The sequence below is a fragment of the Chloroflexota bacterium genome (assembly GCA_035652535.1).
Lineage (GTDB): Bacteria > Chloroflexota > UBA6077 > UBA6077 > SHYK01 > DASRDP01.
This window is the reverse complement of record DASRDP010000100.1, coordinates 1-21,464: the sequence shown is the minus strand read 5'-3', so window position 1 is coordinate 21,464 and position 21,464 is coordinate 1. Positions and strand designations below refer to the sequence as shown.

Genomic DNA, 21,464 nt, shown 5'->3' with positions numbered 1-21,464 from the left:
CGGGGAACGGTTCCAGCTTTCCCGGTCTGCCCCAGTGGACTCGTCCACCGATGTGCGCCGCCACAGCGCTCCCTATTTCTTTGGCCGCTCGATGCGCAGCGTCCATCTTCTCCAGACATCAGTCCTCTCCGTCGTCGTCGCCGTCGTCCTCGCCCTCGCCGGCCATGGCTACCGCCCACTCCTCGCCGGCGTCATAGGCCGATTGCCAATTGATCCTCCAGGCTTCGACGTCGTCGGCATAGCCGTTCGCAATGTCGTCGTCGGCCTCGCTGCCGAACTGGGCTCGGTAAGCTCGTTTCCATCGTTCATTCATGTTGATCTCCGTCGAGGTCTTCGTTGACGGCGCACGCTGCGGACAGTCGCCCGTATCTCCGTCGCAACTGCCCGCCTCATCTCGCGCCGGCCATCGGTCGGACTGAACCGTCCGGTCCCTTCCTCTCATGATGCCCCACGGCTGTATTACCATTCACGGTGCCCCACCCTGATGCTGGAGGAAGCATGTTCGCGTCCATTGGACCTTTGCGCGCCCCGCGGCTCCGCGCACTGATCCTCGGCCTATCGCTGGCGCTGGCCGCTTGTGGGCCGGGGGCGTCGTCAACCGATGGCACGTCCAACAGGAGCAGCAGTTCCACGGCAGCGGTGTCGCAGGACCGGCCGCGCGGCACCCTGAAGATCGCCTGGCCCAACGAGCCCAATTATTTGAGCCCGAAATTCCTCTCGGGCGCGGGCAATGGCGAATACCAGTGGATGTTTAATTCCACCCTCACTTCTCGGGATCTCAGCGGTGCATCGCACCCGATTCTCGCGAAGGACATTCCATCTCAGGACAATGGCGACTGGATCATCAACCCGGACGGGACGATGGTCACGGTCTACCACCTTCGGGAGAACACTACCTGGCACGATGGCACTCCCCTCACGGCGCCGGACTTCGTGTTCGCGTTCGAGGTCTATCTGGACAAGGACCTCCCGATCCAGCAGCCCGATCCCGAGCCGCTCATGGCCCGAGTTGAAGCGAAGGACGATCATTCCCTCGTGATCACCTGGAAGGAGCCGTATCCGCTAGCCAACGTGCTCGGCTTTCAGGCGCTGAACCCACTTCCCCGCCAGCAGCTCGAGGACAAGTACCGGAACGCCCGCGCGACATTTGCCCTGGGCGATGAGTGGACGACCTCGTACATCGGCTCGGGGCCGTTCCGCGTCGAACGCTGGACCCCCGGCGTCGGCATCCTGGCGAGGGCGCACCTCGGTTGGGCCCTGGGCCCCCCGAAGCTGGACGCGATCGACATTCGCTTCATCTCCGACCCCAACACCGAGCTGGCGAACGTGCTGTCCGGCGAGGTGGACATGATCAACTCGCCGGGCGTGCGCGCCCAGGAGGCTGCTATCGCCCGCGACCAGTGGGGCGGCCAGGGGTACGTGAAGGCGTGGGTGACGCGGACGGCCTACATGGAGTTTCAGTACCGAGAAGTTCCCGGTTGGCAGCGCGCCGTTGCCGATGTGCGCGTGCGCCAGGCCCTGATCTCGGCCATCGACCGCGAGGGGCTGGCTGACGTCATCGACCTCGGTTTCGGTACCGCTGCCGACGCCTTCATCGCCCCGACCGACGAGCTGTTCCCGGAGGTGGATCGCGCCATCGTGAAGTATCCGCATAATGTTGCCCGCGCGGTCGCGCTCCTCGAGGACGCTGGCTGGCGGCGTCCTCCCCAGGGTGGCCCGCTGGTTGATGCATCCGGACGGACCCTCGACGTCGACCTCACCGCGACCTCGGCACAGGCGCAGATCGCCACCATCGTCGCGAACAACTGGAAGGACGCCGGTGTCACATCGAGCACCACGACCATTCCCCCCGCCCGGGTCCGCGAGGGGGAGCTGCGCGCGGGCTTTCCCGCGGCGGCGCTCAACGGCCGCACGATCGGCGCGGAAACGTTCGTGTGGACGACGAGCAATTTCCCCACGCCAGACAATCGCTTCGCCGGCTCGAATCGCGGCAGCTTCTCTGACCCTGAAGTCGATCGCCTGCAGAAGATTCGCCTGACCTCGCTGAACGAGCGCGAGCGTAGCGAGGCGACTATCGCGGTCCTGAAGCGGATGACGGAGCTGGTCGGCGCTCAGCCCCTCATCTACTCCGTGGAGGTGATCATCGCCCGCAATGGCGTGCGGGGTCCCGTGGGCAACTACGGCCCCCAGGAAGGGATCACCTGGAATGTGCAGGACTGGTCGGTGGACTGAGCCCCCGAGGACGTTAATTGCCTGGCGCCCACCGGGTGAGGGGCCGGGGCATGAGCCCCGCCCCCGCCGGATGAGGGGCGATCAGCGCCCGGCCGCGACCCGATCCATCTCGTAGGCGACGCCGAACTCGGCGAGCTCGCGCTGAAAGTCGGCCCGGATCCGTGGGTCCTCGTCTCCGTACTCGATGAGGGTCCCGCCGTCCTTCACGCTGACTTGCTGCCCCTCGCGGCTCGCCGCTGTGTGGAAGACCACGTCGTGGCGATGGCTCCCAAGGCGAAACGCGAGCTGTCTTGCCACCGTCCGCCCTGTATTGAAGTGTTGATGAAACCACCCGCCGGCGGGGCTGAAGAGGCTGTTGTCACCCCAATCGACGCGCACGACCCGGTCCCCGTGACCCGAAGCGTAGGGCTGCACGCCCGCCTCCGGAGGCCAGAGGAGCGTATACCCCTTGCAGTCGGAGACGTTCAGGATGATCGCGCCCCCGCCGTGCGCATGGGCCTTGTGGTAACAGCCTGCGGGGAACTCGTACATATGGCCCGCGAGGACGTTTCCCCCCATCTGATAGTGGGTACCGCGCCCGCCCGCCGCCTTGCGGTCATCATCGATGAGGGCGATGCCGCGCACGTCCGGCACGAGGTTCGTCTCCCATAGCCACTTCCGGCCGGGCTGGAAGTAGAAGCGCTCTTTGACCTCGTAGAAATCCGGCTGTCCCTGGTACCGGTCTGTGAACTGATAGTCGCAGTTGAAGACGAAGTCGGGGTTGTGAAAGATGTCCATCACCAGGGGCGCGATGGTCGCCGCGACCAGTCGAATGGGCTCCGTGCCGGACACGTTGAAGAGTTGGTGCCAGGTGTTGACGGGCGGTGAGAACATGCTGCCCGCCTGCCACTCGAACACGCTCGGCGATCCGATGGGCGCGTCGCGAGTTCCCGCCCAAACCTTGGCCGAACCCCGGCCGGACAGCACGTAGATCGTTTCGTCGTAGAGGTGGCGCTCGGGCTCAAGGGCGCCGCCGGGCGGAATCTCGGCGACGTAGAAGCCGGTGATCCCTTCCTGGCCCATCAGGTCGACGTACGCGCCACGGCCTCCCATGCGCGGCCAAGGCGCCAGCTCGACGGCCATGATGTCGCGTATGCCGTGCCCCCGCACGATCGGAATCCCCTCCCGGGCAATCCACTGCTGGTAGCCTGACTGCCGCGGGGTCTGGTCGTGAGCCTGCGTCAACATCTCCTCCGTGAAGCGAATGTTTGATAGGCGTGCGCCATTCCTACGATCCTACCCCATCGGTCGGGGTTGCGCGTTGTGCATGAACCGTAACCGCGTCGGCCCGCCAGGCGGGCTGGGCCAGCACGAAGAGGTGCGCCATCTGGACGAAGCGGGGCGGCGATTCGTGCACCGCGTCGCGCACATGGCTGGATAAGATCCGACTGCCGTCGGGGTCCTTCTGCTCCGAAGATCGGCGTGTTACGCGGCCTCGCGGTGAGACCGCAGACGTTCGAGGAGCGCGTCGAGGGGGAGGGTGTTGAGGATGTCGTTGCTCTCCAGCCAAGCGCGCCGGGCCATGGCGACGCCGTAGCGGGTCAGATCGAGTTGGCCCACGGCATGCGCGTCCGTGGAGACGACCAGGGCCACGCCCAGCTCCTTCGCGCGACGCGCCCACTGGTCGTTGAGGTCCAGCCGGTCCCCCTGGCTGTTGATCTCCACGGCGACGTTGCACTCGCGGGCTCCGCGCAGCACGCGCTCAAGATCAACAGCATAGGGCTCGCGCTTGCCAATGAGCCGACCTGTCGGGTGGGCGAGGATCGCCACGGACGGCTTTCGCATCGCCGCCAGGATGCGCTCGGTCATCGCCGCCTCCGACTGGGTGAATGCTCCGTGCACGGCGATGACCACGATGTCGAAGGCGTTGAGGACGGTCTCAGGATAGTCGAGGGTTCCGTCGTTCCGAATGTTGACCTCGGCCCCGTGCAGTAGTCGGAACGGTGCCAGGCGCGCGTTCAGAGCCTCGATGGCCACCCGCTGGGACTTCACTCGGTCGCGCGTGAGACCACGGGCGATGCCGAGGCCGGGGGAGTGGTCGGTGATGGCGAGGTATTCGTACCCGCGTTCCTTCGCGGCCGCGGCAATCGCCTCCAGGGTGTCCGCGCCGTCGCTCCAGTTCGAGTGGACGTGCAGGTCGCCGCGCAGGTCGGTGACTTCGATCAACGTCGGCAGGCGACCTGCCGCGGCCGCCGCGATCTCGCCGCGGCTCTCCCGCAGCTCGGGCGGGATCCACGGGAGGCCGAGCGACGCGTACACGTCGTGCTCCGTCGCACTCGCCAGTCGACGCCCCGACGCCTCATCGAACAGGCCGTACTCATTGAGCTTCCATCCCCGCCGCATCGCCATCTCGCGCAGCTCGATGTTGTGCTCCTTCGATCCCGTGAAGTACAGGAGCGCCGCGCCCCATTCGTCGGGTGCGACGACGCGGAGGTCGATTTGGAGATTTCCGGCCGTGAGGATCGTTGCCTTGGTAGACCCGGATGCGAGCACCTCCCTCGCGATGTGGAGGCTCGTGAAGGCGCCGACCGCGGCGGCGGGCTGGGCGGAGGCGACGAGAAGATCGATATCGCCGATGGTGTCGCGGCGCCGCCGAATGCTCCCTGCCGGCTCGACGCGCTGAATCGCCGGATGCGAGCGGAGGGCCATGGCCGCCTCCTCGGCGGCGGGCAGCGCCACCCCCAAGGGAAGGCGCTGGCTTCGCTGCGCCAGGCGGGTGACCTCTCGAAGAACGGCGGCTTCCAGCTTCTCGCTCATGCGGGGGAGCGCGCGGAGGCGATGCTCGCGCGCCGCTGCCGCCAGATCGTCGACGGTCGAGATCCCGAGCCGATCGTGGATCAGGTGGGCGCGGCGCGGACCGAGCCCCGGAACCGCGAGCAGCTCGGCCAGGCCAGGTCCAACGTCTTCTTTCAGCTTCTGAAGGTATTCGAGGCGTCCGGTCTGGAGGTATTCCGAGACCTTAGCGGCGATGGATTCCCCCACGCCCGGGATGTCGTCAAGGCGCCCGGCCTTCCAGACCTCTTCGATGTCCTCCGGCCAGCCCTCGATGCGGCGAGCCGCGTTTCGGTACGCGCCAATTCGAAAAACGCTCTCGCCCTTGGCCTCGAGCAGCTCCGCGATCTCGTCGAGGAGGTTCGCGATCTCTCGATTACGCAGCATGGGCGCTCCCGGTTCGTACCTGCCCGGGCTTCTACCGTTCGATCAGACCCTGGCTAAAGAGATAGCGGAGGAAGAGGAGACGCTTGTATTCGATCGGCGTCTCGGTGCGTTTACCGCTTCGGACCTGGTGCTTGAGCCAGGCCAGGTGAAGCATCTCTTCGTAGCTGAGTCCCGACTCGCGCATCGTCCGAATGTCCGCCACCATCTGATTCATACCGCACCTCCCGAATCGGATCCATACTTAGGATCGGTCCGCGTGCGACTCGCGACCATATCCATTCAGGCTGGGCGCGGACGGCGGCGCGGGTGGTTTGGGTCCTGCGCGGCAGGGTGGGCACTCGGTGCCATCCCATCGGCACTTGCGGGGACAAGCGCCGCCGGCGCGCACACGCGGGGATTCCCGCCGCGTGTGAGGCGGAACTTTACAGTTCCGTGACAATCACCGAACTCACTCCTAATTCACGGGTGGCAGACTTCATGCAGGTTCTATGGGCGCCTTCGCCAACGAGGCGCCCGAGCGAGGAGGAGAAACGTGAGCAGAGGTTGGTTCAAACGCGGACTTGTGGTTGCCGGGGTCGGCGTTCTCGCGATCGCCGCGACCCTCGGCGTTTCGTACGCCCAGGATGGCGCGAGAGGACCCCAGGGCAGCGGACCGCGAGCGGAGCGCATGCAGGCGTTCGCCCAGGCTGTGGCGTCAAATCTCGGCGTGACCACTGACCAGCTCCACCAGGCCGTCCAGGCAGCGCGCGCGCAGGTTGGAGCGGAGAGCGGGGGCTCCGGCCATCCCGGCGCATTTGGCCATCACCGCTGGGCTCGGGCCGCGCGGATGGGGATGCAGGCTCGCCAGGCCGGGCTCGATGCCGCCGCTCAGGCGCTGGGCATCACCCCCGATCAACTCCGGCAAGAGCTGCCGGGCAAGAGCCTCACTGACGTCGCTCACGCGCACAACGTCGACCCGTCGGTGGTCGCCAATGCTCTGAAAGCCGTGGCGGACCAGCGTGTCGACCAGCTCATGACTCGAACGGTGCCGGAGCGCGGTCCCCGCGGCTAATCAGCGCGATGCGAGCGGAGCGCCGGCCGTGCGGCCGTCGCTCCGCTGCTTCTCCGCCACGCGGCATGCCGCCCCAGCGCAGCTTCGCAGTTCGTCGAGCTGGCGATGCAGGGCGTCGAGGAGCGCGGGGTCAGCGCTGGTGGCGACGTTGTTCAGCTCATCTGGGTCCGCCGTCAGGTCGTACAGCTCGCGCTCGCCGGTTTCGTACTCGACGTAGGTGTAGGTCGCCGTTCGGAGGCCCTGAAACTCTGGTATGCGAGGGATCGCGGGTGGGCGGCGCTCGGACGGATCGTCGCCCGGCGCGGATCCGCCCTGGTCGGGATCGTCCGGCTCGAGCTCGGCGGCGCCCGAGCGGTCCTGACGCGTGGATGTGGCTGTCCAGTGTTCGAGGAGGTACGCGTGCCGCCAGCCGTCCGGGGGCATGATCAAGTCCGGACCGCCGGACGGATCGGGTGCAGGTGAGGCCGTCAGAAACGGGACCAGCGATCGACCGTCTGGGTCGTCGGTCATCGTCGCGCCGCCGATCTCGGCGATGGTCGGGGCGAGATCGACGTTGCCGGTGATCGCGGCAACGTGCGATCCGGCCGGGACGCCGGGGCCTCGGATCAGTAGCGGGAGGTGGATGTCGGTCTCGTATGCCGTCATCTTCCCGGACGGCATACGGTGCTGCCCGAGGTGGAACCCGTTGTCCGACGTGAAGATGATGTAGGTATGTTCGAGCTGGCCCTCTCGCGCGAGCAGGCCGACGAGGTCCGAAACGCCGCGATCGACGGCCTGTAATGATTGCGCTCGGCGCCGCGCGAGATTGTCGATGTTCCGCTGCTGTCGCTGGCTCAAGAGGGGCAGCCGCTGAATGTACGCCGGCTTGTCGCTGACGTCCGCCTCGTTGAATGACGCGTCGCGTGGCGCCTGCAATCCGGGAAATGCGTCCACATCCTGGGGCGCGGGCGTCGCTGGCGAGTGGGGAGCATATACGGCGAGATAGGCGAAGAACGGCTTGCCCCTCGCAATCGCGTCCGAGATGAACGACTCGGTCAAGTGAACGTAGACGTCTGTGCCGTAATCTGCCGGATCGCGGCCGTGGCGAACCTGGCTCCCATTCTGGTTGAGGGTGTAGTTGTACTCGCTGTACGGGTTTCCTCTGGACGCGCTGGCCCACGAGTCCCAGCCCGGCGGGATGTACGCCGAGCTCGCGGTATTGGGATAGCCGTTCAGGTACTTCCCGAAGAGTCCCGTCGCGTATCCCGCATCGTGCATCGCCGTGGCGATGGTTGAGGCTTCCAAATGGCTCGAGTACGCTGACTCGAAGCCGCCGTTCTCACCGCCATTGGTGAGCACCCCGGTGTTGTGCGAATACTGGCCTCGAAGGATAGACGCGCGCGCCGGACAGCAAAGGGTCACATTGTCGAATTCGGAGTCGAAGCTCATTCCCTGCTCCGCGACGAGCTGCCGCACGTGGGGCATGTACTGCAGCTCGTCGAGGCGCATATCGTCAGTCAGAACAAACAGGACGTTGCTCCCTTGGGCGCGCGCCCGCGGTGAGGGCGTGCCGCTGCCTTGCCATCGGTCGATCGGCGCCACGGCGAGAAGCAGCAGCGCGAGAGTGCCGAGCGACGCGCGAAGCGCGATCCTGCGAGCGCGAAGTTCCATCCGCCCTCCGAAGTCGGTCGTTGGCGCCATCTGCGCCCGGCTGATGTGGCCTGACCGCTTGGTTCAGCGGGACGAAGTATGGCCGAGGTGGTCCTATCGGTCAATGGCGTGAGGTAGCCGGCGCGGCGTGGGCAGCCAGCAGCGGCGGCTCGTCCCGCCGGGTCGTTGCGCGACTGGATGCGAGCTTGCAGCGGCTATGATGTCCGTGGCGCGTTGTCTAGCCGGTGCCGGTGAGAGCGAAACCGGTGCGCGCGCAATCGCGCGATGGCTGCGGGAACATGAAGGTTCGCATCGGTTATGCCCTCGGAACGCAGGGACTCCGCGATCCGTCCCGCCTGGGCGCGGTCGCCCGGGATCTCGATCGTCTGCGGTTCGACTCGCTCTGGTTGTCGGACCGGCTGACGGGCGCCGCGCCGGATCCCCTCATCGGACTCGCCGTCGCGGCCGGGCAGACGCGCCGGTTGAAGCTGGGCACGAGCGTGCTGGTCCTGCCCGGCCGAAATCCGATCGTCGTGGCGAAGCAGGTTGCGAGCCTCGATCGACTCTCCGACGGACGGCTGCTCGTGGCCGTCGGTCTCGGCGCATCCGACGCGCGCGAGCATCGGGCCTTCGGTATCGAATCGCGCGAGCGAGGCGCATGGGTGGAGGAGGTGGTCCCGCTTTTGCGGCGGCTGTGGACCGAGGAGCGCGTCGACCACGACGGGCCGCGATTCCACTATCGCGGGCTCACAGTGTTGCCGCGGCCGGTCCAGCACCCCATCGACGTCTGGCTCGGCGGACTCGCGCCGGCGGCGCTCCGGCGCATTGGCCGTGTCGGCGATGGCTGGCTGCCGAGCTTCTGCACGGTGGCCGAGGCTGTACAGGGACGGACAATCGTCTGCGAGGCGGCCGAGGCCGCGGATCGACGAATCGATCCCGAGCACTTCGGCGCCATGCTGGTCTATGCCCTGCGTCCGCCTGGGCGGGCCGTGCTGGAGGCCCTCGCCGCGCGGCGTCCGGACGTCGAGGCTTCCCTCCTCGTGCCCGTTGGACTGGCGGCTATTCGCGAGCGTCTCCAGGAGTTCGTGAACGCTGGGATCTCCAAGCTCGTGCTCCGACCTGCTGATGAGCCGGACGACTGGACCAGCGAGGTGGAGGCGCTCGCCCCGCTGGTGCGCGAGCTGCAAACGTAGCAGTATGCTGTGGGGCGCCCAGAAGGGGCTCGAGTGAATATTGGCTGGGAGGGTACCGCAATGCCCATCAGAGTCATCGTGGCCATCGACGCGCTGCCGGGAAAGGGCAACGAGCTCGTTCGGGCGCGGGCTGAGCGCCACGCCGAGGTGCGCAAGGAGCCCGGCTGCGAACAATTCGACCTCTTCCAGAACACCGAGAACCCGGACAAGCTGCTGCTCGTTGAGCGATGGACGGACGAGGCCAGCCTCGCCGCGCACGCCGAGCTGAACCGCACCAGGCCTCCGGTCGGGAACGATTTGCGGGCTGGCCTGGGCAAAGCCGAGCATTACGAGATGGCGTGACGCGATCGAGGCCGTTGCTGGATGCCGCACCGGCATCCGGTGATGTTCGTGACGTGAGCGCTGGATTCGGATCGCCGCTTGGGTTAGTATCTTCGGTCGATTCCCAGCGTCCGGAGCGACGGTGCTCAGCCCTTTTCGCGTCGTCCATCCTACGTCTATCCGAGAAGCGACCGCGGAGTTGGAGCGCCTCGGTGAACAGGCGTCCGTCTATGCCGGAGGCGCCGAGCTGCTCCTATTGATGCGGCAGGGCCTCCTCCAGCCCGACTACCTCGTCAACATCAAGCGGATCGCTGGCCTCGATGTCATCGAAGCAAATGGATCAACGGTGAGAATCGGCGCGGCGGTGACGCATCGCCGGCTGGAGTCGGATCCAACGATCCGCGAACGCCTACCCGCCCTTGCGGATGCCGAGCACCACGTAGGGAACACGCGGGTGCGGAACCAGGGCACATTGGGCGGCAATCTCTGTTTCGCGGATCCGCATGCCGATCCCGGCACGGCCCTCCTGATCTATGGCGCATCGGTGACGATCAGCAGCTCGGCGGGTGAGCGTACGCTGCCCCTGGCAGAATTTCTCGTCGGAACCTACGAAACGGCGGTCAATTCGGGGGAGCTTCTCACGTCCATCGAGGCGACCCCGCTTCCGGCGGGCTGGAATGCCGCCTTCCTGCGCGTCGAGCGCTTCTCGCGTCCCACGGTGAACGTCGCGGCCGCGGCGTCGCTCGCGCCCAACGGTCGCCTTTCCGAGGCGCGGCTGGCGGTCGGCTGCGTCGGTCCGAAGGCGATCCGCCTCTCTGACCTCGAGGAACGGGTTGTCGGCACGACGGTCGCGGAGGCGCAGCGCGTCATCGGCGAGTCGAGCGCCTATCTCGCCGAGCGACTAGAGCCCGTTGGGGACTTGCTCGGCTCGGCATCCTACAAGATCACCATCGCTCGCGTTCTGCTGCAACGCGCCATCGAGCAGGCCGCGGCCACGAACGGAAGGACGCAGCATGGAGGAAACTGAACGCGGTGTTCGCACGCTGGAGACGGCGCGCGTGAATGTCACGGTGAATGGCGTGCCGTGGTCGGGCGACGTTCCAGTCGAAGAAGTGCTTCTCGATTTCCTCCGGGACCGGGTCGGCCTCACCGGCACGAAGCGCGGGTGCGAGTCCGAGGTCTGTGGCGCGTGCACCGTGCTCGTGGACGGCGGGGTGGTCAGCGCCTGCAACTTCCTCGCGTTTGAAGTCGACGGCCGATCGGTGACCACGGTCGAAGGCCTCGCCAGGGGCGGGGAGCTGCACCCGCTCCAGAAGGCGTTCATCCGCAACGTCGCCGCCCAGTGCGGCTACTGCACCCCGGGCCAGCTCATGGCGGCCGCTGCTCTCCTGAGCGCCAACCCCTCGCCGACGTACGACGAGATCGCCCACTGGCTGATCGGAAACATCTGCCGCTGCGGGTGCTACCCAGCGATCGCGACGTCGATTCAAGAGGCGGCGGCTGAGCTGCGCGGCGCCACGGTATAGTTTGAGCGGACGTCCCCGCCTGGGAATCATGCCGCGTGAGTACGCCGCTGGCCTGTGACCGATTGTGACTGATATCGTCGACCTCCGCAGCGATACCGTGACCCTTCCCACGCCAGCCATGCGCCGCGCCATGGCTGACGCCGAGGTGGGCGATGACGTGTACCGCGAGGACCCGACGGTTAACCGCTTAGAGGAGATGTCCGCGGAGCGGTGCGGGAAGGACGCGGCGCTCTTCGTCGCCTCCGGTACCATGGGCAACCTCATTGCCCTGTTGACGCACTGTGGCCGCGGCCACGAGGTGATTCTCGGCGCCACGTCGCACATGTACGTCCAGGAGCAGGGCGGGATGTCCGCTATCGGGGGGATCTACCCGCATCCGCTCGACGATCTCCCCTCGGGGCAGATCCCCATCGATCAGATCGACGCGTGCTTTCTTCCCGACGACGACCACCTGGCGCGGATCAGCCTGATCTCTCTCGAAGACACGCACAACGTCGCCGGCGGGCGCGTTCTGCCCCTGAGCTACCTCGAGCAGGTTCAGCGGCTCGCTCGACGACGGGGCGTCGCGCTCCACCTGGACGGCGCGCGGCTTTTCAACGCCGCGGTGGCCCTCGGTGTTCCGGTGAGCGCCCTCGCGGCGTGCGCGGACTCGCTCTCTTTTTGCCTGTCCAAAGGTCTCGCATGCCCAGTGGGCTCGGTAGTCGTGGGCGACGCCGACTTCGTTCGTGAGGCGCGTCGGAATCGAAAGCTGCTGGGTGGCGGCATGCGCCAGGCGGGCATCATCGCCGCCGCGGGCATCGTCGCCCTCAACGAGATGATCGAGCGGCTGGCGGAGGACCACGCCAACGCTCGGGCCCTTGCGGAGGGGCTCTCCGACATCCCCGGCCTGGACGTCGACCCCGACACCGTAGAAACGAACATCGTGTTCGCGCGCGTCGATCGGCCCGACGTCGACCCGGCGCGCCTCGTGTCCGCGCTTCAAGCGCTCGGCGTCAAGATCTCGGCCGGCGGCTTTCCCCGCATCCGACTCGTCACTCACTACGGGATCGGACGAGCGGAGATCGCGCGCGCCGTCTCGGCGTTCAGCCAGGTGCTTGGGTCTCCAGCGGGACGCTGAGCAGCCGTTCGCCCTGAGCCGGTCGAGCCGCGATCCGTTCGTGGTGAGCTTGTCGAACGATGAACGGGATGCGATTCGTCTTTACCCGACGATGGCCGAATGGATGACCTCGGCGAGGTGAAGAGCGCGGCGGCCCGTTCCGTGCGCGATTTGCTCCCGACAGCTGAACCCGTCCGCCAGCACGATCGTGCTCGACTCGGCCCGGCGAACGGCCGGCAACACTCCCTGCTCGCCAATGCGCATCGAAACCGCGTAGTGCTCCCGCTCGAAGCCAAACGCGCCGGCCATCCCGCAGCACCCTGCGTCGAGCACACGCGCGTCGAGCCCCAGCCGACGAAGGATCGCGGTGTCAGCGCTCGTCCCCATCAGGGCGCGTTGGTGACAGTGAACGTGCACGAGCGCCCTTCGCTCGAGTCGCGGCCACGTCACGTGCTCGGCCTGAGATTCGAGGAACTCGCTCAACACGTAAGACTGGTCAGCAAGTCGATGCGCGGAGGGGTCCTTCGGCATGAGGCCGCGCAGCTCGTCCCGGAAGACGGCGATGCAGCTCGGCTCCAGCCCAACGATGGGGACGCCGTCCTCGAGATGCGGCGCTAGTGACCGGAGGATGCGCCGCAGCGCGCGCCGGGCCTCGTCGATTCGCCCATAGTCGTAGTAGGGCCGACCGCAGCAGAGATCCTCGTCGGGGATGATCACCTCGAATCCCAGCCGCTCCAGGGCCTCGACACACGCCCTCGCGACGCCGGGCGTGAAGTAATTGTTGAAGGTGTCAGGCCAGAGGAGCACCCGACTTCCCGAAGCGCGCCCGGGCGTCCGGTTCGACGAGCGCTGACGAAACCACGTGGTGAAGGGCGCGGCCGCGAGGGCGGGGAGCTTGCGCTCCGGCGCAATTCCAGCGACGGCTTTCAGAAACGGCGCCAGGATCGGATTCTCGGCCAATCCGTTGGCGACGGTCGGATATCGAGAGGCAATTCTCGCCCACTGGTGAACCAAGCCGAGGCTGTGCGCCGTGCGCGGGCGCAGGTGGCCCTGATAGTAGTGGGCCAGAAACTCCGCCTTGTAGCGTGCCAGGTCCACGTTCGCCGGGCACTCGCTCTTGCACGCCTTGCACGCGAGGCAGAGGTCGAGCGCATCGCGCACGGCCGTCGACCCCCAACCGCGGATCTCTGGCTCACCGTGGAGCATCTCGAAGAGCATCCGGGCGCGCCCGCGGGTCGAATGCCGCTCGTCCAGCGTGGCTCGATAGCTGGGGCACATCGTCCCGCCGTGGAGGCGGCGGCACTCGCCGATGCCGATGCATCGCTCCATGGCTAGGGCGAAGCTCCCATCGTCTTCCGCGTAGGCGAAATGCGCCGCGTCGCGGCCCGTTTGCGCGCTGCCGGCCGCGGATTGGGTGAGGCGCAGATTCTCGTCGAGGCGGTAGGGATCGACCACCTTGTGAGGATTCATGAGCCCCTGCGGGTCCCAGATGGATTTGAATTCGCGGAAGGCAGCCACCAGCTCGTCGCCGAACATCCGCGGGAGCAGCTCGCCCCTGGCCTGCCCATCGCCGTGCTCGCCGGACAGGGAGCCTCCGTAGCGCACGACGAGGTCGGCGGCGTCTTCGGCGAAGGCGCGGTAGCGGCGGATCCCCTCGGGGCTCTTCAAGTCGAAGTCGATGCGCGTGTGGATGCATCCCTGGCCGAAGTGGCCGTAGATCCCGGCGCGGTAGCCGTACCGATCGAAGAGCGCGCGGAAGTGGCGAAGGTACTCCCCGAGCACATCAGGGGGGACGGCGGCGTCCTCCCAGCCGTCGTAGTAGTCGGGCTCGCCCGGCATCCGGGCGGCGGCGCGCGGCGCGGCCTGGCGCACCTGCCACGCGCCGCGGGCGAGCGCGGGGTCGTCGAAAACGCGCATGTCCGGCGCGCTGGGGAGCTTCGCGAGGGCGGCCATAGCTCGGCGGGCCTGGTCGTCCGCTTCGGCCTTCGTCTCCCCGCCGAACTCCACGAACAGCCAGGCGCCCCCCGCCGGCAGCAGGGCCAGGTCGCTGGCCTGCATGCCCTTTCGGCGCATCCCGTCGACCAGACGATCGTCGATCCCCTCCACGGCGAGCGGAGCCTGGTCCAGGACCGCCATGACGCCGTTCCCCGCCGCGGACACGTTCGGGTATCCGAGGACGAGCAGCGAGCGACCCGGCGGGCTTGGGACCAACCTCGTGGTCGCCTCGAGGACCGTGACGCACGTTCCCTCGGTCCCGACAAGCGCCCGCGCGACGTGGAAGCCGTTCTCCGGCAGGAGCTGATCGAGGTTGAATCCCGAGACGCGGCGCTCCAGTTTGGGGAACCGCTGCCGGATGCGGTCCGCGTAGCGGTCCCGGAGGTCACGTAGCGCCGCATAGATCTGCGCGCGACGTCCGCCGGCCGCGACGATCCGTTCGATCTCTTCCGGGGTGGTCGCGCCGACGCGGAGCCGGAGGCCATCGTACGTGAGAATGTCCAGCTCGTGAATGTTGTCGACCGTGTTTCCCCCGGTGAGGGAATGGACCCCGCACGAGTTGTTCCCGATCATTCCGCCGAGGGTGCAGTGGTTATGGGTCGAGGGGTCGGGCGCGAACGTCAGATGGTGCGCCTCGGCCGCGTCCCGGAGCTCGTCGAGGACGAGGCCGGGCTGGACGCGCGCCGTCTTTGCCACCGGATCCAGGTCGAGCAGGCGATTCATGTACTTCGAGAAGTCCAGCACGACCGCCACGTTGCAGCACTGGCCAGCGAGGCTGGTCCCCCCACCGCGCGGCAGGAGAGGCGCGCCGTAGCGCCGGCACATCTCCAGCGCGGCGACGACGTCCTCGGCGTCGTGGGGGATGACCACGCCAATGGGGAGTTGGCGATAGTTCGACGCATCCGTGGCGTAGAGCGCGCGCGTCGCGTCGTCGAAGCGGACCTCCCCGCGGAGGACGCGGCGGAGCTGGGCTGTGAGCGCGGGAACGTTGACGGAAGCCTGCATCGCGCGCTTCGACTCCGAATCGCGAGGGTGGGACGTGCGCTCCAAGTATCGGGCCATCCGGGGAAATTTGACACGCTCAACCTGCGCGGATACGCTGGCGCATCTCGTACGGCAGATATGCAAAAAGCCATCGCCGCCCACGTCGGAGGGCCTGGATGCGTCGGGATTTCGCGAGCTGGTTCCTCGCCACGACGATGATCGCGGTCCTCAGCGCGTGTGCGCGTCCATCGGGCACCCCCCCTGTGGCCGCATCGCAGCCGTCAGACGGCGCCAGCGCTCCGGACCGCGTCTGGGACGACCTGGCTGCGGCAGCCCGTGCAGAAGGCAAGCTCGTGCTCGCGACCAACAACACGGCCGTGCGCGAGGACATGGCGGATGCCTTTACCAAGCGTTTCGGTGTTGAGGTCGAAGTCGTAACCGGCCGCGGGTCAGACACGGTGGCCCGAATCATGCGCGAGCGCGCGGCCGGACTCAGCACCGTCGACGTGCTCATCTCCGGCCTCGGGACCGCTTCGTCGCAGCTCTATCCCGCGCACGCCATGGCGTCGATCAAGTCGATGCTCGTCGTGCCGGAGGTGACGGACCCCGCGAAATGGCGGGATGGCAAGCTCAAGTTCGCCGACCCCGACGGAGAGTACATCCTGCGCTCGGTCGAGAGCATCCAGAACAACATCGTGATCAATACGGATTTCGTGAAGCGCGACGAGGTGCGCAAGAGCGACGATCTGTTGAACCCGAAGTTCCAGGGGAAGATCGCCACCCACGACCCGCTACAAAACGGCGGCGGGCTAGTGGTCGCGACGTACCTCATGAAGCTCAAGGGCGAAGACTACGTCCGGAAGCTCTTCGTCGATCAGAAAGCGCAATCCAGCAACGACGATCGCCAGCTCGCGGACTGGATGGCGCGCGGCATCTACCCCATCAACCTCAACATGACCGAAGAGGACGTGCTCGACCTCATGAAGGAAGGAATGAAGCTCGAGGCCTTCTCCTTCGACGACCTGCCGCCGCAGACGGGCGCGGGCGGCGCGTTCCTCATCGTCATTGATCCCACCCCCCATCCCAACGCCGCCAAGCTGTGGGTGAACTGGTTCGCCAGCAAGGAGGGGCAGGAGATGGCCGCCATCGCCCTGGGCGAGCCCTCCAATCGACTCGACGTTGAGGCGAACAAGAAGCTGCCGCAGTTCCTCGTGCCGCAGCCCGGGCGTGACTACTTCGACATCAACGACTGGAACTTCACCGCCGACGTCGAGAGTATCAAACCGCGTCTTCAGAGCCTCCTCGGAGGCTGAGGCCGCCCGTGTCGGCCGTGAACGCTGCCCGACGGCTGATCATTCAGGATCTGCGTTGGCCGCTCGGGGCGCCGTCTCCCTCGCTCCTGGTCCCGCTCGGGATGGGCGTGGCGATTGGGCTGCCTATCCTATTCCTGCTCGTCAACAGCTTCAACGTGGCGACGCCCGGCCAGGCGCCCGTCTACTCACTGGAGAACTGGGCAAACGCGTTCGCGGACCGCACGATCTGGGCGGCGCTCTGGAATAGCCTGGCCCTCGGGAGTGTGCGGACTGCCATCGGCCTCGTGCTGGGGGTCGGGTTCGCGTGGCTTATTGCCCGGACGGACCTCCCGGGCGCGTCGATTGTCGAATTCCTGTTTCGCATCGAATTGTTCGTTCCATCGCTCCCGTATACGCTCGGGTTCATTCTCCTACTCGATCCCCACTACGGGCTCATCAACGACGCTGTGCAGCGGCTCCCCTTCGTCGGCGGGCCGATCTTCAACCTTTACAGCTTCTGGGGAATCATCTGGGTCCACCTTGCGTCGGCGGGCGTCGCCTTTTACGTCTTTCTCCTCACCCCCCTGTTCCGTCGCATGAGCGCGCATCTTGAAGAGGCGGGGCGCACGAGCGGTGCGAACCAGCTCACGGTGCTGAGGCGTATTACCCTGCCGGTGTTGCTTCCGGGGATTCTCGGAACGACCATGCTCGTCTTTGTTCGCTCCCTCGAGGCGTTCGAAGTCGAGCTATTGCTTGGACCGCAGGCGGGGATCCAGGTCTACTCGACAAAAATCTACAACCTCCTTCGGGACGATCCGCCCGGTTTTGGCACCGCCACCGCGCTCGGATCGCTGTTCCTCCTGACCATGATCGGCCTGGCGCTGCTCTATCGTTCAGCCATTGCCGGACGCGACTTCACGACTGTGAGCGGGCGTGGGTTCTCGACGGCACGCTACCGGCTTGGGCGGCTGCGCTGGCCTGCCCTTGGCCTGTGCGCGTCATGGATGACGATGGCCCTGCTCGCGCCGATGGTGTTCCTCATCCTCGGGTCATTCATGCGGCGCTACGGCTTCTTCACCATCGCCGATCCATACACCTTGCGGAACTGGGAGCGACTCCTTCGCGACTCGGCGTTTCTGTCATCGCTCAAGAACAGCCTGGTCATCGCCGTGTCCGTCGGACTCGTGGGCATGGTCGTTTACAGTCTCATCGCCTACTTCGTCATCCGTCGTCGGTCCGCGGCGTCGACGGTGGTGGACGCGCTGAGCTGGCTGCCATGGGCCGTGCCGGGCATCCTCATGAGCCTCGGCCTGCTGTGGCTGTTTCTCAGCACGCCGTCGCGGACGATCCTCTATGGATCTGTGCTCGGCATCGTTCTGGCCATCGTCATTCGCGACAGTCCCGTCTCGACCCAGCTCATGAAGGCCGCAGTGCTTCAGGTGGGCCGCGAGCTGGAGGAGAGCGCGAAGGTGTCGGGCGCGAGCTGGCTCACGATGTATCGCCGGGTCTTGTTCCCGCTCCTGGCGCCCACGGCGTTTACCGTTGGACTTCTCGCGTTCGCGGGCGCCCTGCGTGACATCAGCACGGTGGTCCTTCTCTACAGCGGGTCGTCACGGCCTCTTTCCATCTTGCTGCTGGAGTATGGGATCTCGGGCAACCTGGAGCAGAGCTCGGCTCTGGCGATCATGCTCGTCTCCATGATCGCGGTGGCGTCGGTCGTCGGCCAGCGGCTCGGGAGCCGGCTCAGCGGCTCCGGGTAGCCGCGGAAGCCCTCCTCCCGCTCTCCTCTGGCCAACAGACGGGGCGCGCGATGGTCCGCAGCGCGTTGGGTCATTCTGAACCCGCAGGCGAAGAATCTCCGGAGGAATGACCTGGGATCCAGATGACAAATCACTTTTCGGCTGCATCACTATGCGCGGGCGCCATCCGGACGAGAATCTATAATGGCGAGCGCGCGAAGAATCTCGAGGCCGACGTGAACTTCGAAGACTCCATCGCCATCGATGCGCCGGTGCACGACCTGTGGGATTTTCTCCTCGACGTCGATCGCTCCGCCGCCTGCGTGCCGGGCGTCGACGAGGTGCGCCTCGTCGATGACCAGACCTTCGACGGTGTGATCGCCGCCCGCGTGGGCCCGATCGAGGGGAAGTTCTCCTTTCGCGCCCACATAATCGATAGCACGCCGCCCACGGAGCTGACGGCGATCGTCACCGGCACCGATTCTGTGACGAAGAGCCAGCTCGACGTGCAGATGGGAATGAATCTGGTCGCCGATTCACCCAGCAGCACGACGTTGCGGTATCGCGCCACGGTCGACGTGCGCGGTCGGTTGGCGATCCTCGGGGACATGGTGCTCCGGGCGACGGCGTCGCTCATTCTGGATGAGTTCACGAAACGGCTGAAGCGACAGATGGCCGACGCGGCCCGCCAGGCTTGAGCCCGCGGTTACGCGAGCGCGGATGGTGCTGGCGCGGGTTGTCTCCATGGCTGGCTGCGGACATCGGCTGGCGAAAGGTCCCGGATGCAGGAACAGCGTTCGCCGGAGCCCCTCGACCACTCCGCTGAGGAGGCCCGCCCACGAGATGAGGAAGTCGCGGTCGAGGTCGCGGACGAACGGGAGCGGGTCCAGACGCTGGGGCGCATCCGCCAGCTCGTTCCGCGAGTGCTCGGGCTTGAATGACGTGGCGCGACCGGTGTCGCTGAGGGCGAAGCCCGCCCTGAGGCGCGGCGCATGAGCAGCGAGGGCGCCATTCTCTGGCAGCCGACGGCCGAAGCGCGCGAGCGGGCCAACGTGACGCGGTATCTGCGCTGGCTCGCCGAACGCCGCGGCCTGCGCTTCACCTCATACGACGAGCTGTGGCGATGGTCCGTTCGCGACCTGGACGCTTTCTGGACCTCGATCTGGGAGTTCTTCCACGTGGCGGCGTCGGGTCAGGTGACGCGCGGGATGGCCCGCCGCGAGATGCCCGGCGCGCAGTGGTTCCCCGGGACGAGCCTCAACTACGCGGAGCACGCGCTTCGCCGCCGCGACGAGTACACGGCCATCGTATTCAAGGCGGAGGACCGGTCGATCCAGAGGCTGACGTACGCCGAGCTGTACCGCGAGACCGCGTCCGTCGCGGCGGGCCTCCGGAGCCTCGGCGTGGAAACGGGCGACCGGGTCGTCGGACTCATGCCCAACTCCCCCGAGGCCGTGATCGCATTTCTGGCGACCGCGAGCATTGGAGCCATCTGGTCGTGCTGCGCGCCGGAATTCGGCGTGTCGAGCGTGGCCGACCGGTTCCGCCAGATCGATCCGAAAGTGCTCGTGGCGGCCGATGGGTATCGATATGGGGGGCGCGCGTTCGATCGCCGCCCGGCCGTGCAGGCGCTCCAGCGGGAGCTCCCGAGCCTGTCGCGCACGGTCCTGGTTCCCCATCTCGACCCCGCCGCGACGGCGGACGGGCTTTCGAACGCCATCCTTTGGGATGATCTGCGCGGCGATGGATCGGACCTCGCGTTTGCGCGCGTGCCCTTCGATCATCCGCTCTGGGTGCTGTACTCGTCCGGCACGACCGGCCTGCCTAAGGCCATCGTTCACGGCCACGGGGGCATCCTGCTCGAGCAGCTCAAGGCGCTGTCCCTGCACCTGGACCTCACCCCCGACGATCGGTTCTTCTGGTTCACGACGACGGGTTGGATGATGTGGAACATGCTCGTCTCGGGTCTGCTCGTCGGCGCGACCGTGCTCCTCTACGACGGCAGCCCGGCCTATCCGGACATGAACGCGCTCTGGCGCTTCGCCCACGAGGCCGGCATGACCTATTTCGGCACGAGCGCGCCGTACATCCAGAGCTGCCGCAAGGCGGGGATCCACCCCGCGCGCGACTTCGGCCTCGGGTCGATCCGGGGAATCGGGTCCACGGGCGCTCCCCTCTCCCCCGAGGGGTTCGACTGGGTGTACGAGGAGGTCGCGCCCGACGCGCTGCTCGCCTCCGCGAGCGGCGGGACCGACGTCTGCACCGCGTTCGTGCTGGGGTGCCCGCTCCTGCCGGTGCGCGCGGGCGAGCTGCAGTGCCGGGGCCTCGGCGCCGCGGTGGCCGCCTTCAACGCAGCGGGGCAGCCCGTCGTCGACGAGGTGGGCGAGCTGGTGCTGACGGAGCCGATCCCCTCGATGCCCGTGCGGTTCTGGAACGATCCCGACGGCGCGCGGTACCGCGAGAGCTACTTCGACGTGTTCCCCGGCGTCTGGCGCCATGGCGATTGGATCAGGATCACGCGGGAGGGCGGCTGCGTCATCTACGGCCGGTCCGATTCGACGCTGAACCGGGCGGGCGTTCGGATGGGCACCAGCGAGTTCTACCGCGTGGTGGAGGAGGTCCCCGAGGTGGTCGACAGCCTCGTCGTCGACACGAGCCAGCTTGGGGTGGAGGGGGAGTTGCTCCTGTTCGTCGTGCTGCGCGAGGGGGCCGTGCTGGACGATGCCCTGCGTCAGCGGATCAACACCGCCGTCGCGCGCGAGCTGTCGCCGCGCCACGTCCCGGATGAGGTTCACGCCGTGGATCAGATCCCGCGCACGCTGAATGGGAAGAAGCTCGAGGTCCCCGTCAAGCGCATCCTCGCGGGCGCGCCTGCCGAGCACGTGGCGAGCCCGGACGCGATGGCCAACCCTGAGTCCCTTCGCTTCTTCGTGGATCTGGCGAGCCGGCCCGGCGCGCCGCCGAGCTGATCGATTGGCCCCACGCGCGCACGGTCGGGAGCCGATGTGCTCGAAGAAGGGTGAACGTTTTCCAACGGACCGGAACGGGATTGACGTAAACGTAACTATGGGGTATCAATTCCTCGAGAAGTGAGCGGGCCGGGCGCACCGGACGGTGCGCCGCGGCGAGGACGGCGACAGACCCGAGCGGACACGAGAGACCGTCCGATGACCCATCGTATCGGGACACTCGCAGCCGACGTTTCCCT

18 protein-coding genes are annotated in these 21,464 nt (G+C 66.9%); 12 read left to right on the top strand and 6 right to left on the bottom strand.

Annotation, left to right across the window (positions count from 1 at the left end; all coding sequences use genetic code 11):
• Positions 1-118: 118 nt before the first annotated feature.
• Positions 119-313 (bottom strand): hypothetical protein, encoded by a 195-nt coding sequence (locus tag VFC51_12070; GenBank protein ID HZT07761.1) that lies wholly within the window; start codon positions 311-313, stop codon positions 119-121.
• A 185-nt stretch (positions 314-498) separates the two neighbouring features.
• On the opposite strand from VFC51_12070, the gene VFC51_12065 reads away from it, so the two are divergent.
• Positions 499-2,232 (top strand): ABC transporter substrate-binding protein, encoded by a 1,734-nt coding sequence (locus VFC51_12065; GenBank protein HZT07760.1) that lies wholly within the window; start codon positions 499-501, stop codon positions 2,230-2,232.
• Positions 2,233-2,313: 81 nt separating this feature from the next.
• Here the strand turns inward: VFC51_12065 and VFC51_12060 are convergent, their stop codons facing one another.
• The 3 genes from VFC51_12060 to VFC51_12050 all read right to left on the bottom strand — a co-directional run bounded on the left by VFC51_12060 (position 2,314) and on the right by VFC51_12050 (position 5,644).
• Positions 2,314-3,456, bottom strand: coding sequence for a cupin domain-containing protein (locus VFC51_12060; protein HZT07759.1), 1,143 nt, complete (start codon positions 3,454-3,456; stop codon positions 2,314-2,316).
• Positions 3,457-3,696: 240 nt separating this feature from the next.
• Positions 3,697-5,430: a DNA polymerase/3'-5' exonuclease PolX gene (gene polX, locus VFC51_12055; GenBank protein ID HZT07758.1), complete on the bottom strand. Its 1,734-nt coding sequence runs from the start codon at positions 5,428-5,430 to the stop codon at positions 3,697-3,699.
• 31 nt (positions 5,431-5,461) lie between these two features.
• The gene (locus VFC51_12050) at positions 5,462-5,644 is read right to left on the bottom strand and encodes a hypothetical protein (protein HZT07757.1); all 183 of its coding nucleotides are present in this window, start codon (positions 5,642-5,644) and stop codon (positions 5,462-5,464) included.
• 318 nt (positions 5,645-5,962) lie between these two features.
• On the opposite strand from VFC51_12050, the gene VFC51_12045 reads away from it, so the two are divergent.
• On the top strand, positions 5,963-6,481 hold the full coding sequence (locus VFC51_12045) for a hypothetical protein (GenBank protein HZT07756.1): 519 nt from the start codon (positions 5,963-5,965) through the stop codon (positions 6,479-6,481).
• Here the strand turns inward: VFC51_12045 and VFC51_12040 are convergent, their stop codons facing one another.
• Positions 6,482-8,131: a sulfatase gene (locus tag VFC51_12040; protein HZT07755.1), complete on the bottom strand. Its 1,650-nt coding sequence runs from the start codon at positions 8,129-8,131 to the stop codon at positions 6,482-6,484. It lies immediately after the preceding gene.
• Positions 8,132-8,376: 245 nt separating this feature from the next.
• Here VFC51_12040 and VFC51_12035 point away from each other — a divergent pair, with 245 nt between their 5' ends.
• From VFC51_12035 to ltaE, 5 genes are all read left to right on the top strand, one after another.
• Positions 8,377-9,303: a TIGR03619 family F420-dependent LLM class oxidoreductase gene (locus VFC51_12035; protein HZT07754.1), complete on the top strand. Its 927-nt coding sequence runs from the start codon at positions 8,377-8,379 to the stop codon at positions 9,301-9,303.
• 60 nt (positions 9,304-9,363) lie between these two features.
• Complete coding sequence (locus VFC51_12030) at positions 9,364-9,645, top strand: antibiotic biosynthesis monooxygenase family protein (GenBank protein ID HZT07753.1); 282 nt, start codon at positions 9,364-9,366, stop codon at positions 9,643-9,645.
• A 121-nt stretch (positions 9,646-9,766) separates the two neighbouring features.
• Entirely contained in the window at positions 9,767-10,651 is an 885-nt protein-coding gene (locus tag VFC51_12025) for an FAD binding domain-containing protein (GenBank protein HZT07752.1), read from the top strand.
• Positions 10,638-11,150, top strand: a complete 513-nt coding sequence (locus tag VFC51_12020) for a (2Fe-2S)-binding protein (protein ID HZT07751.1) — start codon at positions 10,638-10,640, stop codon at positions 11,148-11,150. The genes VFC51_12025 and VFC51_12020 overlap by 14 nt, the downstream gene beginning before the upstream one ends.
• 64 nt (positions 11,151-11,214) lie before the next feature.
• Positions 11,215-12,267, top strand: coding sequence for a low-specificity L-threonine aldolase (ltaE, locus tag VFC51_12015; GenBank protein ID HZT07750.1), 1,053 nt, complete (start codon positions 11,215-11,217; stop codon positions 12,265-12,267).
• A gap of 81 nt (positions 12,268-12,348) precedes the next feature.
• On the opposite strand, the gene VFC51_12010 is transcribed toward ltaE, so the two are convergent.
• Positions 12,349-15,246, bottom strand: coding sequence for an FAD-linked oxidase C-terminal domain-containing protein (locus tag VFC51_12010; protein ID HZT07749.1), 2,898 nt, complete (start codon positions 15,244-15,246; stop codon positions 12,349-12,351).
• 155 nt (positions 15,247-15,401) lie between these two features.
• On the opposite strand from VFC51_12010, the gene VFC51_12005 reads away from it, so the two are divergent.
• The 5 genes from VFC51_12005 (at position 15,402) to VFC51_11985 (ending at position 21,225) form a co-directional block, all read left to right on the top strand.
• On the top strand, positions 15,402-16,538 hold the full coding sequence (locus tag VFC51_12005; GenBank protein ID HZT07748.1) for an extracellular solute-binding protein: 1,137 nt from the start codon (positions 15,402-15,404) through the stop codon (positions 16,536-16,538).
• Between the two features lie 8 nt (positions 16,539-16,546).
• A complete protein-coding gene (locus VFC51_12000; GenBank protein HZT07747.1) occupies positions 16,547-18,277 on the top strand; it encodes an iron ABC transporter permease in 1,731 nt (576 codons plus the stop codon).
• Positions 18,278-18,492: 215 nt separating this feature from the next.
• Positions 18,493-18,954, top strand: a complete 462-nt coding sequence (locus tag VFC51_11995; GenBank protein HZT07746.1) for an SRPBCC domain-containing protein — start codon at positions 18,493-18,495, stop codon at positions 18,952-18,954.
• 84 nt (positions 18,955-19,038) lie between these two features.
• Positions 19,039-19,197 carry a hypothetical protein gene (locus VFC51_11990; protein ID HZT07745.1) on the top strand — a complete coding sequence of 53 codons (159 nt, stop codon included), beginning with the start codon at positions 19,039-19,041 and terminating at the stop codon, positions 19,195-19,197.
• 51 nt (positions 19,198-19,248) lie between these two features.
• Complete coding sequence (locus VFC51_11985) at positions 19,249-21,225, top strand: acetoacetate--CoA ligase (protein HZT07744.1); 1,977 nt, start codon at positions 19,249-19,251, stop codon at positions 21,223-21,225.
• The last annotated feature ends 239 nt before the right edge of the window (positions 21,226-21,464 follow it).

What these genes read in the sequence shown, in the direction of transcription:
- VFC51_12070 (HZT07761.1), bottom strand. Translation starts at nt 313, where the DNA reads ATGAATGAACGATGGAAACGAGCTTACCGAGCCCAGTTCGGCAGCGAG.
- VFC51_12065 (HZT07760.1), top strand. Translation starts at nt 499, where the DNA reads ATGTTCGCGTCCATTGGACCTTTGCGCGCCCCGCGGCTCCGCGCACTG.
- polX (HZT07758.1), bottom strand. Translation starts at nt 5,430, where the DNA reads ATGCTGCGTAATCGAGAGATCGCGAACCTCCTCGACGAGATCGCGGAG.
- VFC51_12050 (HZT07757.1), bottom strand. Translation starts at nt 5,644, where the DNA reads ATGAATCAGATGGTGGCGGACATTCGGACGATGCGCGAGTCGGGACTC.
- VFC51_12040 (HZT07755.1), bottom strand. Translation starts at nt 8,131, where the DNA reads ATGGAACTTCGCGCTCGCAGGATCGCGCTTCGCGCGTCGCTCGGCACT.
- VFC51_12030 (HZT07753.1), top strand. Translation starts at nt 9,364, where the DNA reads ATGCCCATCAGAGTCATCGTGGCCATCGACGCGCTGCCGGGAAAGGGC.
- VFC51_12020 (HZT07751.1), top strand. Translation starts at nt 10,638, where the DNA reads ATGGAGGAAACTGAACGCGGTGTTCGCACGCTGGAGACGGCGCGCGTG.
- VFC51_12010 (HZT07749.1), bottom strand. Translation starts at nt 15,246, where the DNA reads ATGCAGGCTTCCGTCAACGTTCCCGCGCTCACAGCCCAGCTCCGCCGC.
- VFC51_12005 (HZT07748.1), top strand. Translation starts at nt 15,402, where the DNA reads ATGCGTCGGGATTTCGCGAGCTGGTTCCTCGCCACGACGATGATCGCG.
- VFC51_11990 (HZT07745.1), top strand. Translation starts at nt 19,039, where the DNA reads ATGCAGGAACAGCGTTCGCCGGAGCCCCTCGACCACTCCGCTGAGGAG.
- VFC51_11985 (HZT07744.1), top strand. Translation starts at nt 19,249, where the DNA reads ATGAGCAGCGAGGGCGCCATTCTCTGGCAGCCGACGGCCGAAGCGCGC.